Here is a 14,120-nt window from a genome sequence, read left to right as displayed (position 1 = left end):
CCCTGAAGTTACAAGATTTCACGGCTCAATACTCGGCCTGCACGTACCCCTGCCAACGCTTCGCCGCCTCCTTGCGGATCGACGCATGACGCGGGGCCGGTGTGGTTCGCTACGCCTTCACCGTACGACTCTTTCATTCGCTACACCTCGCCGGTTTTGACCGGCGCTTTCGGACGTCCTTGATATTTTGACATTTACCCATTCCTGATAAGTATTATTGCCTTCCATCAATACTCGTGCTAACATTTGTACGCACTACAAACTCAGGAGCGACTCATGGATACTAGAATTCAATTTCGTGTTGACGAGGAAACAAAACGCTTGGCCCAACAGATGACTGAAAGCCAAGGTCGTACTCTCAGTGACGCTTGCCGAGAACTAACTGAACAGCTCGCCGAGCAACAGCGCAAAGCTTTATCTCATGATGTCTGGCTTACCGAACAAGTAAACCGTGCGTTCGACAAACTTGATTCTGGTAAAGCGGTGTTCATCGACAGTGACTCTGCAAAAACTCAAATGGCTGACCGTAAGGACAGAGTTCGCAATCGAGGGCGCCAATGATCTTTTGGGAAGAAGAATCCTTAAATGATCGTGAAAAAATTTTCGAGTTTCTTTACGATTTCAACCCCGATGCTGCCGAAAAAACCGATAAAATCATTGAAGCCAAAGTTAAAAACTTAATTGAACAACCTTTGATGGGCGTTCAACGAGATGGAATCCGAGGCAGATTGCTGATTATTCCTGAAGTTTCAATGATTGTATCCTATTTTGTCGATGGAACCACGATTCGTATCCTCCGAGTTCTTCATCAAAAACAAAAATTCCCCAATTGAGTAACTGAACTTACACAATTTTATTGATTCCGACCCGAAGCCTGCGTAGCGACTCGTCTTTCCCCAGTACTTCGAGAACCTCGTAGATCCCCGGACTGGTTGTCCCCCCGGCCAGTGCCACCCGCACCGACGGTCCGATCTTCCCGAGTTTCAAGCCGCAGTCAGCCATCACCCCCTTGAAAACCGCTTCAATACCGTCGTGGGTCCAGTCGCTGCACGCTTCAAGCTTGTGCAGCAACAGATCAAGCACCGGTTGCTGCTCGGCAGTCAAAAATTTGGCCACCGCCTCACTGTCGTACTCCAACTCGGGGCGATAATAGAACGCCGCACTCGCGGCCATCTCGACCATCGTTTTGGCACGTTCCTTCAGGGTTTTGACCACCGCAGCCGGGTCTGGTCCGAAGGATGTATCAATCCCCATCGCAGTGAGATGTTCGCACAGAATGGCACCGAGTCGAAGCGGATCTCCGGTTTTTATGTAATGACTGTTGAGCCACAACAGTTTTTCCGGATTGAAAACTCCGGCTGACTTGCCAACACTCTTCAGGCTGAAGAGTTTGATCAATTCGGCTTTGCTGAAAATCTCGTCATCACCATGCGACCAGCCGAGGCGTACCAGATAGTTGAGCAGCGCCTCAGGCAGATAGCCCTCATCCTTGTAAGCCATCACCGAGGTGGCACCGTGGCGTTTGGACAAGCGGGCTTTATCGGCGCCGAGAATCATCGGCACGTGAGCAAATTCCGGCACCGGATAACCGAGCGCCTGATAGAGCTGAATCTGGCGCGGGGTATTGTTGATATGATCATCGCCGCGAATCACCAGGGTGATCCCCATCTCGGCATCATCGATCACCACCACAAAGTTGTAGGTCGGCGTGCCGTCGGTGCGCTGGATAATCAAATCATCGAGTTCTTCGTTGTCGAAGACGATCGGCCCCTTGATCTGATCAAAAAAACCGGTATCCCCTTCCGGTGGTGCCTTGAAGCGAATGACACAGGGCTGCCCCGCCGGCTGGTCGGCACGCTCCCGACAGGTACCGTCATACTTCGGCTTCTGGCCGAGCTTCATCGCCAACTCGCGTTTGACGGTCAACTCATCGGTCGTGCAGTAACAACGGTAAGCTTTCCCCTCATCAAGCAATTGCTGCACTTTCGCCTGATAATGATCGAAGCGCTCCGACTGATAAAATGGCCCCTCGTCATAATCGAGTCCGAGCCAATCCATGGCCTGCAAGATCGCATCGACCGACTCCTGGGTCGAACGCTCAACATCGGTATCCTCAATCCGGAGAATCATCTTACCCCCCTGCTGACGGGCGAGCAGATAATTGAACAAGGCCGTGCGGGCCCCGCCGATATGAAGATATCCGGTTGGACTGGGGGCAAATCGTACGCGTAACTGAGACATGGAATTCCTCCTGAAAACGACTCAAGGGCCGCTGTTGCGGCCCTCTTTATACGTGATGTTTGACTAATTGGCAAGGATTGATCTGTGCGCTTCAGTGAATCACCACCCCGGCATATCCGACCACGTCGGTATCGTCGCCGCTCACTTCCCCGGAATTGCCGTAGCGAATCAGTTCTGCCTGGCACCCCCCCATGACGCGCACGGCAGCCAGCATGACAACGGTCGGAATCACCCCGCACATGCTGATCCGCTGTTCATGAACGATGGTGTAGAGCCCTTCCGGATCGAGCGCCAGAACCCGTTCCAGGGCAAGAAAGTCGTGTTCCCTGGCGCGGCTGGCCGATTCAAAATGAGTCATGTCGCTGCTGGCGACAAGGAGCACATCGCGCGCCTGCTCATTGAGCAGCACCCCGATCTGCTCACCAGTCTGCAGCAGCACATCGAGCGGTAAATGACCGAAGCAAATCGGGACAATTTGAGCAACCGGGTTCAACATTTGAATCAGCGGGATTTGCACTTCCAGTGAATGCTCGCGAAGATGGGCACTTTCGTCGCACGCCAGCGCCGGGCAGGCAGAGAGAAGCAGCGCGGCCAGCCCGGCATCGATCATAACTTCTCCAAGGGGGGTCAGCCACGAACCAGACGCGTAGAGCGCTGCACTGTGTCCGAATCCGTGATGATTCGGACCCATGACGATGACCTGTTCCGGTACGTTTACAGCGGCGAACGTTGCTGCGGCAATCGCCCCGGAATAGACATAGCCAGCATGGGGAGAGATGATCCCGCGGGCGGCAGACGGTGCCCTGTCGGTCGGCAACAAGCGCTCGATCAGATCATGGAGCGGCTGACGTTTACCCGGATAAAAATGACCGGCGACCGCAGGTTGACGCACCATCACGCACCTCATTGAAAATAACGACCCAAAATCATTTGCAGCCCGATAATAATCAACAGGCCGGAAAATACCTTTATCAGTTTAGCATGCGCTGACCGTCCGGCAACCCGCACGCCAAGACGCGCGAAAAGAATGGAAAAAGGAGCAACAATCAGGGCCACCGGTTGGCTGACAAAGCCGAGTGAATAAGCCGGCATGGCAACATCCCAGCCATGCCAGATGTATGCGAGTACCCCGGAAATTGCGGACAGCACAATCAGCGCACTCGAATTACCGACCGCCAGATGAATCGGCAGACGCAGTGCGATCACCATCAGCGGCACGGCAACGACCCCTCCGCCGACGCCGAAAAATGCGGAAAAGCACCCTCCAGCCAGCCCCACCAGCACAAATTTCCACGACGCATGCTCGCGTCGTTCGGCTTCAGGTCGTTGCTCGGGTGAACTGATCATCTTCAACGCCACGGCGATCTGCATCAATCCGAATAAAATTTTCAGTTGATCGCCGCCGATCCCGACCGCAAGGGTCGAACCCATCACCGCCCCGATCATCCCGCCCCCTCCCAGGGCGAAAACCTGATGCCAGTCGACATTACCGCGTTTGCGATGTCCCAGCGTACTGGAGACGGCGGTCGGAATAATTACTGCCAGACTGGTGGCAAAAGCGGCATGAACAACGATCTGGTCAGGGAAACCGGCGAGCGGAAAAGTATACAGGAAGAGCGGCACGAGAATGATGCCGCCACCGATACCGAGCAACCCGGCAAGGAAACCGGCACCGGCACCAAGGAGCACAAACAACATGAGAGTAAAAAAGGTTAATTCCATAAAATAAGCTTAAACCATTATTTTCGACAGGTGCGATATTTGTCCGTTATTGGGGGGCTGACGGTAGATTTTTTACCGTCGGGGCACCCCTCGCGGGTGCCCCGGTTCAGGGCGTCGCGTCTTGCCCACAATTAACATCGCTATTGGCATCGACGTCAACCCAACTTCTCCCCCACCACAATCCCCATCCCGTTACCCCCCTGCGCTTCCTCAACCCGCCGCACATTCACCAGCCCTGCCGCCGTCATCATTTCAATCAACTCATTCTCCCGATACGCCTGCCCCGCGTCGGTTTGCACCAGCATGTTCAACGCGAACAAGGTCGGAAAAACGGGGGAGCAGCCATCATCATGCAGGATAAACTCCTGGATCAGCAACAGCCCCCCCGGTTCCAGTGCATCGACCGCACGCTGCACCAGCGCACGACAGGCCTCGGGGCCATTGCTGTGGAGGATGTGCGACATCCAGAAAAGATCGTAGCCGGTCGGGAGTGGATCGCTATTGAAATCACCGGGATGGAAATCGATGCGTTGCTGCATGTCGAAACGTGCCACGGTGGCGGTGGCGATGGGGCGACTCACCGGACGGTCAAAAATCGTCGCTGTCAAGTCTGGATTAACGCGACAGAACTGGATGGCATAGGTTCCCGGCCCGCCACCGAGATCGAGCAGGCGTTGGTGAGCGCTGAAATCGAACTGCTGCGCGACCTGCGGCGCACGCATCGATGCGAGATTGAACATGCCGTTCAAAAATGCCGTCAGCCACTCCTCATCTTTATGCAACGACAGCTGTTGATGCGCTGCGCCGCTGGCGACCGAGCGGTCGAGATGCGACCACGACTCCATCAGGTGATGATGATGCAACACGATATCACCGAGGTATTCCGGCTGCCCCTGCACCAGATGCGTGCGGGCAAAGCTTCCGGCGCGATAGCCGGCTTCTTCCTTGTCGAGCAGACCGAGGGCCGTCAGCGCATCGAGCAGCATCCCCAGACCGCGGGCGCTGCAACCGGTGCGCTCCGCCAGTTGGGTGAGGGTCAGGCGCTCCTCGGCCAGCGGCGTAAAAACATCATGCTTGACCCCGGCGTGCAAGGTCGCCGACACCCAGAAACCGCTGCTCTGCTGTATGAACCGTTCGATCGACCATTCATTCTTTGGCATATGTTCTCCTTGTCACTTGAAATGAATCGATATCGTCCCCCGTCAACCCCCTCGGTGCGAAGGCGACTTGAGGTAACCCGGCGAAAAGCAGTTGCATTGCCGCAACGACTGCGTATAATGCCCCCACTCTACCCACTGAAGGAATAAAGAATGAAACCGATGGAAAAACTCAGCGGCAAGCAGGCCCGACATCTGCGCGGCCTCGGCCATCATCTCAACCCGGTGCTCGTCATCGGCAAAAACGAACTGACCGAGCAGGTTGTCGCCGCCGCCGAAGAAGCGCTGGCCATTCATGAGCTGATCAAAGTCAAGCTGCTGGAAACCTGCCTCAGCAATCGCAAAGAGGTCGCCGCCGAACTGGCCGCCGCCACTCATTCCGCGATCGCCCAGGTGGTCGGTCGCACCTTCCTGCTCTATCGTCCCGCTGAGGAACCGACAATCAAGCTCCCCTGACCGGCAGCGCCACGCTCACACCCGTTCAAACGGCTCGAAGAGCCGTTTGTATTCGTCCTGCGCGTAGCGATCGGTCATCCCGGCAATATAGTCGCAGATGACGCGCTCCCTGCCGAAACGCGCATACTTTTCCTGATAACTCAGCGGCAGCAATAGTGGATTATGCTGATAACACTCAAAGATCAGCGTAATAAACCGTTCTGCTTTAAAGCGCATCCGTTCGACCTTGTAATGCCGATACAAACGTTTGAAGAGGAATTTTTTCAGTTGGCGGTTTAACGTCGCGATGCGGGGGCTGAATTCTACCAGGCGGCGTTCCTGACGACGCACATCTGCCAGACTTTCAATCCCCGCAGCAGTAATATTTTCAGCCGTCTGCTCAACCAGATCGAGGATCAGCCGCCCGATCAAGTGACTGATCGTTTGATGGGCATGCCTTTCCTCACCAAGTGTCCCGTATTTTTCACGCACCAGATCTGATGTTTCGCGCCATAATTCGAGCTCAGCCAATTCGTGCAGATGAATAAACCCGGCCTTGAGCCCATCATCGATATCGTGATTATTGTAGGCAATCTCGTCGGCCAGATCGATCAACTGCGCTTCGAGAGTCGGCTGGGCACCAGGCTCATACTCCACAAAATCACCGTCCGCTGAATCGTAATCAGAGGTGTGTTTGATAATCCCCTCGCGTGTTTCCCACGACAAATTCAAACCATCAAAACCAGGATAACGCTCTTCCAGCTGTTCAACAATACGCAACGATTGACGGTTGTGCTCGAACCCGCCGTAATCCTTCATCAAACGATTCAACACATCTTCACCGGTGTGCCCGAACGGGGTATGCCCCAGATCGTGGGCCAGCGCCAGCGTTTCAACCAGGTCTTCATTGAGTTGCAACCGCCTTGCAATCCCGCGCCCGATTTGCGCCACTTCGAGCGAATGGGTCAGCCGCGTCCGGTAGTAATCTCCTTCGTGGTTGACAAAAACCTGGGTTTTGTATTCGAGACGCCGAAACGCCGCGGAATGGATAATGCGATCACGGTCGCGCTCGAAGGGCGGGCGATCGTCTTTGTGCGGTTCCTCATAACGGCGGCCACGACTGGTGTCACTGTGTGCGGCATAAGTTGCCAGAGCGGATCGTTCCATGGCAGTTCTCCTCCTAAATGCACTCGCAAAAAAGAATTAGATGGCTAAGCCATCAATTTAAACGATTTTTTACAAAGGGGCAACGTGAAGGCAAAATGCCGATCGAGAAATTGACAGATCACGCAACTACGGTAATAATTTAGAATCCGAAATAAATTCAACATTGGCGGTACCGCCGCCCTCAGCTTCGCAAAGGAGAAAAAATAATGGCAACTTACAGCTGCGCAAAATGTGGCATGGGTGTAAACGCAACCTGCGCCAAATGCAATGCCCCGCTTAAAAATGACACCTTGACCTTGCCCGACGGAAAGATGGTCCAGATTTCCAAATGCCCTAACGGACATGGCAAGATCAAATCACCGATGTGTTGCGGCGAAGACATGAGTTGTTCGCTGTAAAAAACATAAACGGACGAACTATTAAATGATCAAGGGCCCCGCCAGTTCAGGTGCGCTATGGAACAGGCGGGGCTCAAGCTTGATGCACCGGCGATCACGGGAGCCGACCCGGCTACCCCTTCGGTAAATGATTCCTGAACCGTTTCCGTACCCAATTCACTTCATCCTCATGCGTCACCACCCGCCCGTCGAGCCGTGCCCCGAGCAGTCGTTCCAGAACCTCACGATACAGCGGCCCCGACGGCATCCCCATGTGATGCAGATCATCACCGGTCAACAAACATTGGACCTGACGCAAATGGGTCAGATAATGAGAAATCCACCGTTTTATCGCATCGCGCGAGGTCAGGCTCATCAGGTAGAGAATGACTTCCGGAGTCAACGGTTGCAACCGACGATACAACTGGCTGGGCAACAGCGTGCCGTCACTCCCGGCCCGGCGCGACAAGTAACGCAACATCTGATGTCCGGCGGCGCGGCCAATGACAAGCTGCGTACGCTGCCGCTGGGAGAGTGTTAGCCGGGTGCAAAGCGCCTGCATCGCCTCATCATCAAGTTCGCAGGTCAGACAGAGCAGATAGACCAGCCAGATCTCGCAATCGTGTTCCGCGTAGAGCAGTTCGTACCAGTGCAATACCTTGCCGACCGCTTTCAACGCCCGCCGGTTACGGCGTCCGAGCTTCAGGTCAAGATGCAACCCGGCCAGCAGTCCAAGGTCGTTCAGCCGCTCAAGGGCGCGGAACGGCTCTGATTCATTGAGAATATGGATCAGTTCATTGGCCAGGCGACTGCCCCCCACCTTGTTCAGGAAGCCCATACGCACCGCACTGGTAAGGAGGTTGAGGGTATGTTTACCGATCTTGAAACCGAGCCGCTGCTCAAAACGCACCGCCCTGAACATCCGCGTCGGGTCCTCGACAAAGCTCAGATTGTGCAGCACCCGTACCGCCTTTTCACGCAGATCACGTTGACCACCGAAGTAATCAACCAGTTCACAAAAGTGCTCTTTATTGAGTGATAAAGCCAGCGTGTTGATCGAAAAATCGCGACGATAGAGATCCAGCTTGAGGGAAGAATTTTCGACGTTGGGGAGCGCCCCCGGTTCCAGGTAATACTCGGTACGCGCACTGGCAACATCGATTTTGTAGCCGTCAGGAAAGATAATCACCGCCGTCCCGAACTTGCGATGCACCCGTATCCGACAGGTGCGCCTGCGGGTAAAGGCCTGCGCCAGAACGATCGCGTCGCCTTCGACGACCAGATCAAGATCGATGTTTTCTTCACCGAGGAGTAGATCACGCACAAAGCCACCGACGGCAAACACCTGGCAATCCAGTTGGTCCGCGAGATCCCCAAGTTCTTTCAGCAGCGTTACCACCCGCTCCGGAATTTTAGCGTGCAGCCGTCGCATCAGCTGGTGGCGTTTGATTCCTCCCCCACCGTCCGGATGCAGTGCCGATGACAGGCGTGCGATGCGTCCGCCCGAAACCAGATGGCGCAGCAAGTCGGTACGGGTGACCGCGCCGACCATGCGTTCCCCCTCAATGACCGGCACAAAGCGCTGATTATTGCCAACGATCAACTCCTGAAGCTCGGCAACGCTGGTTTCCGGGGTCGCACAAGCCACGTCATCAAACATGTACTCGGTCACCAGCTCTTTGGCGAGACCGTGATGCGCTGCTTTTTCAAGCGTCTGTCGGGTAATAACGCCCGCCACTCGCTGCCCGTCGAGTACCGGCAGGGCGTTGAGATTGTAGCGGGTCAGTAACTGCCGCGCCTCACTGATTGTCGTATTGACCGCGACACTTTTGACCGGTGTTGACATCAGGTGTCGGGCATTCCAGCGCGGACTCACCTGCTGTGCCAGCACCAGCGGCAAGCGCTCCATCACTTGGATCAAGGTCAGATCGCGCACCACCCCGGAGGCAGCATAAGGATGTCCTCCGCCGCCAAACTCGCCCAACACCTCCCGCACATCAACTTCCGGCAGCCGCGACCGCCCGACCAGAAAGATCCGGTCGCCCATCCGTGCCGCCACGATCAGCACCTGGCAATTTTCCATATCTTTCAATTTGTGAGTCAGCATCGCCAGATCGCCCACGAACCGTTCCGTCGAGGCATGCGCCAGGGTGATGTCGACCCCGTGGACATTGAGTACGGACAGATTCTGGGTCAGTTCATGGAGCAACGCGACCTGTTCGACCGTCAGCTCCTGCGTCAGGAAGTCGGCAACCGTGTTGAGATCGGCCCCCTGCTCCAGTAAAAAAGCGGCGGCGGAGAAATCTGCGCCGGTCGTCGAGCTAAACAACAGACAGCCGGTATCTTCATAGAGCCCGAGCATCATCATTGTCGCTTCTTCCGGGCTCGGCGTGATGCCACGTTGGCGGATAATCCGCGTCAGGACGGTCACTGTCGCGCCGACCGGCTCGACTATTTCGAGCGTGCCGCGCAGATCATTTTCACTGGCGGAGTGATGATCGTAGATATGCAGTTCGATCCCTTCGCGGCCAATCAGCTCGGCGAACGGACCGATGCGCTCCGCCTGACGCACATCGACCAGGATCAAACGGGTCACGGCAGCCAGGTCGATATCGCGAAAGCGTTTGAAATCGAGGGCATAACCGACGCTCTTGACAAAGAACTCGCGCAGTCCACGTTCCTGTGCGCCGGCAAAGACCATCTTGGCCTGCGGATAAAGCAGGTGGGCTGCGACCATCGAACCGAGACAGTCAAAATCGGCATTCACATGGGTGGTTATGACATCCATCGTTGTATCCTGAATAAAGATAAATTACTGAAATTCTGTCGATTATAGCGTGTTTTGGTCGGCGCTACCAGCGCTTCATCAGGCATGACGGTCTGAAAATCGAGCATTTTTTCATCCTTGACAGCGTCACGTCATCATGGTTATCATTTGACAACCATGAAACAACTCTCGCCACGTCAACAGCAGGTTCTCAACTTTATCACCGTCCATCGTGACACCCACGGTCGGCCGCCAACCCTGCGCGAAATTGCCACTCATCTGGGGGTCTCCGGCACGCTTGGCGTGATGAAACATCTGGCCGCTCTGGAACGCAAAGGGTATCTGCACCGCCGCTCCGGCAGCGCCCGCGGGATCATCCTCAACACTTCGGAAAGTGCGGGTGACGCACTGCCGATTGTCGGCACCGTGCAGGCGGGGAACTGGCAACCGGCCACCGAAGAAATTGAAGGATATTTCGCCATCGATCGCGCACGCCGCAGCGGCGGCACCTTTTTTCTGCGCGTGCGCGGCGATTCAATGATCGACGCCGGGATCATCGACGGTGATCTCGCCCTGATCCGGCCCCAGCCGATCGCGCATGATCGCGATATTGTCGTTGTCCTGCTCGATGGCGAAGCGACGCTAAAACGTTTTTTTCACGAACCTGGGCGGATTCGCCTGCAACCGGAAAATCTCCACTATGCCCCGCTGTATATCTCGGCCCGCGACGGCGAAGCGCGCATTGTCGGCAAGGTGGTTGGTCTCTATCGTCAACTGCCGGACTGAACATGATGGCGTCGCAAAAAGTCCGGCCTACGGCGTTACGCTGTTTTTTCAGGACCTCGACCGACCTGATGTAGGCCTTCGCCCCTGAAAAACCACCAAGCATTGTATGACGAAATTTTTGCTTGGCCATCTCATTCTTTTTTGCGAGTGCATCAAAACATGGTGATCCAGCTCAATAAAACGGTGCGGGTCGCGGTCATCTTCGCCCCCGGTGAAGTTCCCCGGCCAATCTGGTTCGACTGGAATCGACGCAAATACCAGATCGCCGAGATCACCTATCGCTGGCAGGAACAACGCGGTGCGACCACCTTGCACCACTACGCCACGACGGTCGACAGCAATCTCTACGAGCTGATCTATGACAGTAATGAACAGAGCTGGACGCTCGGCGCGGTCGATACGGAACAGCGATGAAGCGCACCATCATGCATATCGACATGAACGCGTTCTTCGCTGCCGTCGAGCAACAACGCAACCCGCAGCTGCGTGGTAAACCGATCGCCGTTACCGGTGGCGGGAAACGCACGATCATCACCACATCGTCCTACGAAGCGCGGCGGTGCGGCGTCAAGACCGGGATGAACCTCTGGCAAGCCCGCAATGTCTGCCCTGAATTGACCCTTGTGGTTGGCAACAACCGGCTCTACACCGACACCTCAAAACGCATCATTGCCCTCTTTCACGATTTTACCCCGCAGGTGGAAGTCTTTTCCGTGGACGAGGCGTTTCTCGATCTGAGCGGATCGTTGCAACTCTTCGGTTCCGCACAACGCGTTGCGTACCTTCTCAAGGCGCGGATCCGGCAAGCTTTCGGGCTGACCTGCTCGATCGGCATCGCACCGAACAAATTACTCGCCAAACTGGCTTCGGAGATGCAAAAACCGGACGGTCTCACCATCATCGACAGCGCACGCATTGCCGCAACCCTGGAGCATTTGCCGATCGGGGAACTCTGCGGGATCGGCAAACGCACCGCGAGTCAGCTCAACCGTCTCGGGATTTTCACCTGCGGAGAACTGGGACGTTTTCCGGGCGCTGCGTTGCGGCGCAAATTCGGCATTATCGGCCCGCGTCTGCAACGCATGGGACGTGGCGAGGATGACGCGGCGGTGATCCCCGGTACACAGGCGGAACCGATCAAAACCGTGGGGCACGGGGTGACGCTTGCGCAGGACATTGACGATCCCGAAGAAATTCATACTCAACTGTTGCGTCTGTCCGAAATGGTCGGTCGCCGCGCGCGTCGCTATCGGGTCAGCGGTCGAACCGTCACCCTGACGATCCGTTACGCCGACTTCACCACCTTCAGCATTCAGGACAGTTCTTCGGAATGGATTAATCGCAGCGACGAGATCTATCGCCGGGCGCGGGGGATTCTCGACCGAACGCCGCTTTGTCAACCGATCCGCCTCCTCGGCATCCGTCTCAGCGGCCTGCAACACCAGAACGGGCAGCTGCAACTACTTGATGAAGATCGGCGGCGCCAACTGACAACGCTGGCGATGGATCGGGTGAATGAGCGCTACGGCACCGCCGCCCTGACGTTCGGGAGTATTCTGGGACAGGAAAGCGTGGCGCGGGTCATTGCTCCGGCCTGGCAACCGGCGGGGATTCGGGACGTGGAGGTCGAGTGATTCACCCAAGAGCCTGGCTGAGAATAAGGGCCGAAGCGAAAATCCAGAAGTTTGAGGGCAGATTTTGGCTCGTTTACAGCCTCATAGCCATAGCTATGGGGCAAAAAGGAGCTGAAATATGAGCCAAGCAGCTGGGTTTGCAGCCGGTCATACATTCTCGGACAGGCTCATTGGAGTAAAAAGTTGCAAAATCGTGTCATGATCGACGACGTCGATCTGTTCATCGTTCATGTATTTGCGGGCATAATCAAGATAGATCCGCTCTTTGACAAAGACGGCAAAAATATCCGCGTCAAAATGACGATCTTTTGTCATAAAGGCCATAATCCTGAGCGTTTCAGATAAGGTCTTGCCTTTTTTATAAGACCGATCTTTCGCGGTCAGCGCCTCAAACACATCGGCAACAGCGATAATTCTCGCTTGCAGCGGAATTTGTTCTTCAACCAGATGCGCGGGATAACCGTTACCGTCCAGCCGTTCGTGATGCCCGCCTGCATATTCAGGAACATGTTGCATGTCTTGCGGAAACGGCAACGATTCGAGAATTTTGATTGAGGCAACGACATGATTATTGATAACGTCACGTTCTGCGTCAGTCAATGTGCCACGAGAAATGATCAGATTGTTTATTTCATCAGCGTCCAGCAACGGTCGCGTCGTACCGTCCGGCCCCCGCCAGCGCATCGATTCGGCGAGCGTTGCAACCCGCTGTTGCTGATCCGACGGCATAAATTCTCCCCCGGTATTGCACCGCCGCAAAAAATCACGTTCTTTGTCGAGTCCGGCAAAAATCTCTTTCAGCGCTCCTTCGTCAATCTTTTCAACCACTCCGTGCTGCCGCAACTGATCGCGCAACCAGGCAATTTCGGCGTCGCGTTTAATAACCTCAAAACGCGTATCAACCGCTTCAATCCGGTCGTAAATCGTTTCCAGCTTGGTTGCCTTGCCGACCACATGTTCCGGCGTGGTTATCTTGCCGCAATCGTGCAACCACGCGGCAACCTCCAGTTCATAACGCTTCTTTTCATCAAGGACAAACGGGGCAAGGTGCCCCTCGGTAGAAACAGAAACAGCATCCGCCAGCATCATCGTCAGGATCGGCACCCGCCGACAATGTTGCCCGGTGGTCGGCGACTTCTCGTCAATCGCAGTCGCCAGTAGCTGGATCAACGCCTCAAACAGCTTCTTTAAATCCTGAATCAGGCGCTCTTTGGTCAACGCAACTGCCGCCTGCGAAGCCAGCGAGGCGACCAAACGTTGATCCTCATCGGAAAAGGACACCACCTCGCCGGACTCAGCGTCGATCGCATTGAGCAGCTGCAAAACCCCGATAATGACATCTTCCTGATTTTTCAGGGGAACGGTCAAAAATGATTTGGAGCGAAATCCGGTTTTTTGATCAAAAATCCGCGTCCCGGAAAAATCAAACCCGGACGCTTTATAAGCGTCCGGGATATTGACAATTTCATCTTTGATCGCGGCGTAGGTCGCCACCATTTTTAAATTAGGCTGTCCCTGATCATCATACATGGGGATCGGCGCGAAAGGAATCTCGACGCCATTTGTCCCCCCCATCGCAAAACCAAGTGACTCGGTCCGCATGATTTCAAACTTGAGGGAATTGTCAGCGGTGACCGAATAAAGGGTCCCCCCGTCGGCATTGGTCAAGTCCTTGGCGCCAAGCAGAATGGTTTCAAGCAACCGGGCGGTATCCTTTTCTGTAGACAAGCGGATACCAATCTCGTTCAGTTTCTCTATTCGATCAAGCAGGTTTTTGAGATTGCCGCCACTGTCCACAACTCACTCTCCCCAAGAGCCATTCCGAACACAGGCA

The 14,120-nt window shown here is 55.2% G+C and carries 14 protein-coding genes; 7 read left to right on the top strand and 7 right to left on the bottom strand.

Annotated features, from left to right (window positions below):
* Positions 1-276: 276 nt before the first annotated feature.
* Both K0A93_05330 and K0A93_05325 read left to right on the top strand, forming a co-directional pair.
* Positions 277-561, top strand: coding sequence for a type II toxin-antitoxin system RelB/DinJ family antitoxin (locus K0A93_05330; protein ID MBW6511531.1), 285 nt, complete (start codon positions 277-279; stop codon positions 559-561).
* Positions 558-833, top strand: coding sequence for a type II toxin-antitoxin system RelE/ParE family toxin (locus K0A93_05325; GenBank protein MBW6511530.1), 276 nt, complete (start codon positions 558-560; stop codon positions 831-833). The genes K0A93_05330 and K0A93_05325 overlap by 4 nt, the downstream gene beginning before the upstream one ends.
* 10 nt (positions 834-843) lie before the next feature.
* Here the strand turns inward: K0A93_05325 and gltX are convergent, their stop codons facing one another.
* The 4 genes from gltX to K0A93_05305 all read right to left on the bottom strand — a co-directional run bounded on the left by gltX (position 844) and on the right by K0A93_05305 (position 5,123).
* A complete protein-coding gene (gene gltX, locus K0A93_05320) occupies positions 844-2,241 on the bottom strand; it encodes a glutamate--tRNA ligase (GenBank protein ID MBW6511529.1) in 1,398 nt (465 codons plus the stop codon).
* Between the two features lie 91 nt (positions 2,242-2,332).
* A complete protein-coding gene (gene amrB, locus K0A93_05315) occupies positions 2,333-3,136 on the bottom strand; it encodes an AmmeMemoRadiSam system protein B (protein MBW6511528.1) in 804 nt (267 codons plus the stop codon).
* An 8-nt stretch (positions 3,137-3,144) separates the two neighbouring features.
* On the bottom strand, positions 3,145-3,963 hold the full coding sequence (locus K0A93_05310; GenBank protein ID MBW6511527.1) for a sulfite exporter TauE/SafE family protein: 819 nt from the start codon (positions 3,961-3,963) through the stop codon (positions 3,145-3,147).
* A 155-nt stretch (positions 3,964-4,118) separates the two neighbouring features.
* Positions 4,119-5,123, bottom strand: coding sequence for a methyltransferase domain-containing protein (locus K0A93_05305; GenBank protein MBW6511526.1), 1,005 nt, complete (start codon positions 5,121-5,123; stop codon positions 4,119-4,121).
* A gap of 159 nt (positions 5,124-5,282) precedes the next feature.
* On the opposite strand from K0A93_05305, the gene yhbY reads away from it, so the two are divergent.
* The gene (gene yhbY / locus K0A93_05300; protein ID MBW6511525.1) at positions 5,283-5,576 is read left to right on the top strand and encodes a ribosome assembly RNA-binding protein YhbY; all 294 of its coding nucleotides are present in this window, start codon (positions 5,283-5,285) and stop codon (positions 5,574-5,576) included.
* A gap of 15 nt (positions 5,577-5,591) precedes the next feature.
* Here the strand turns inward: yhbY and K0A93_05295 are convergent, their stop codons facing one another.
* Positions 5,592-6,722 carry a deoxyguanosinetriphosphate triphosphohydrolase gene (locus tag K0A93_05295; protein ID MBW6511524.1) on the bottom strand — a complete coding sequence of 377 codons (1,131 nt, stop codon included), beginning with the start codon at positions 6,720-6,722 and terminating at the stop codon, positions 5,592-5,594.
* Between the two features lie 206 nt (positions 6,723-6,928).
* On the opposite strand from K0A93_05295, the gene K0A93_05290 reads away from it, so the two are divergent.
* Positions 6,929-7,120, top strand: coding sequence for a hypothetical protein (locus K0A93_05290; protein MBW6511523.1), 192 nt, complete (start codon positions 6,929-6,931; stop codon positions 7,118-7,120).
* Positions 7,121-7,232: 112 nt separating this feature from the next.
* Here the strand turns inward: K0A93_05290 and K0A93_05285 are convergent, their stop codons facing one another.
* Positions 7,233-9,887, bottom strand: a complete 2,655-nt coding sequence (locus K0A93_05285; GenBank protein ID MBW6511522.1) for a CBS domain-containing protein — start codon at positions 9,885-9,887, stop codon at positions 7,233-7,235.
* A gap of 156 nt (positions 9,888-10,043) precedes the next feature.
* On the opposite strand from K0A93_05285, the gene lexA reads away from it, so the two are divergent.
* From lexA to dinB, 3 genes are all read left to right on the top strand, one after another.
* Positions 10,044-10,652 (top strand): transcriptional repressor LexA, encoded by a 609-nt coding sequence (lexA, locus tag K0A93_05280; GenBank protein ID MBW6511521.1) that lies wholly within the window; start codon positions 10,044-10,046, stop codon positions 10,650-10,652.
* Between the two features lie 159 nt (positions 10,653-10,811).
* On the top strand, positions 10,812-11,066 hold the full coding sequence (locus K0A93_05275; GenBank protein MBW6511520.1) for a hypothetical protein: 255 nt from the start codon (positions 10,812-10,814) through the stop codon (positions 11,064-11,066).
* Positions 11,063-12,286, top strand: a complete 1,224-nt coding sequence (dinB, locus tag K0A93_05270; protein MBW6511519.1) for a DNA polymerase IV — start codon at positions 11,063-11,065, stop codon at positions 12,284-12,286. The genes K0A93_05275 and dinB overlap by 4 nt, the downstream gene beginning before the upstream one ends.
* 147 nt (positions 12,287-12,433) lie before the next feature.
* Here the strand turns inward: dinB and K0A93_05265 are convergent, their stop codons facing one another.
* On the bottom strand, positions 12,434-14,083 hold the full coding sequence (locus K0A93_05265) for a GAF domain-containing protein (protein ID MBW6511518.1): 1,650 nt from the start codon (positions 14,081-14,083) through the stop codon (positions 12,434-12,436).
* Positions 14,084-14,120: the final 37 nt, after the last annotated feature.

The sequence above is a fragment of the Desulfuromonadaceae bacterium genome (assembly GCA_019429445.1).
Classification (GTDB): domain Bacteria; phylum Desulfobacterota; class Desulfuromonadia; order Desulfuromonadales; family JAHYIW01; genus JAHYIW01.
Note: the sequence above shows the minus strand (reverse complement) of the source record. Positions and strands in the feature narration are given on the sequence as shown.

Coding starts and splice junctions, on each gene's coding strand:
- K0A93_05330 (MBW6511531.1), top strand. CDS start 277: ATGGATACTAGAATTCAATTTCGTGTTGACGAGGAAACAAAACGCTTG.
- K0A93_05325 (MBW6511530.1), top strand. CDS start 558: ATGATCTTTTGGGAAGAAGAATCCTTAAATGATCGTGAAAAAATTTTC.
- gltX (MBW6511529.1), bottom strand. CDS start 2,241: ATGTCTCAGTTACGCGTACGATTTGCCCCCAGTCCAACCGGATATCTT.
- amrB (MBW6511528.1), bottom strand. CDS start 3,136: ATGGTGCGTCAACCTGCGGTCGCCGGTCATTTTTATCCGGGTAAACGT.
- K0A93_05310 (MBW6511527.1), bottom strand. CDS start 3,963: ATGGAATTAACCTTTTTTACTCTCATGTTGTTTGTGCTCCTTGGTGCC.
- K0A93_05305 (MBW6511526.1), bottom strand. CDS start 5,123: ATGCCAAAGAATGAATGGTCGATCGAACGGTTCATACAGCAGAGCAGC.
- yhbY (MBW6511525.1), top strand. CDS start 5,283: ATGGAAAAACTCAGCGGCAAGCAGGCCCGACATCTGCGCGGCCTCGGC.
- K0A93_05295 (MBW6511524.1), bottom strand. CDS start 6,722: ATGGAACGATCCGCTCTGGCAACTTATGCCGCACACAGTGACACCAGT.
- K0A93_05290 (MBW6511523.1), top strand. CDS start 6,929: ATGGCAACTTACAGCTGCGCAAAATGTGGCATGGGTGTAAACGCAACC.
- K0A93_05285 (MBW6511522.1), bottom strand. CDS start 9,887: ATGGATGTCATAACCACCCATGTGAATGCCGATTTTGACTGTCTCGGT.
- lexA (MBW6511521.1), top strand. CDS start 10,044: ATGAAACAACTCTCGCCACGTCAACAGCAGGTTCTCAACTTTATCACC.
- K0A93_05275 (MBW6511520.1), top strand. CDS start 10,812: ATGGTGATCCAGCTCAATAAAACGGTGCGGGTCGCGGTCATCTTCGCC.
- dinB (MBW6511519.1), top strand. CDS start 11,063: ATGAAGCGCACCATCATGCATATCGACATGAACGCGTTCTTCGCTGCC.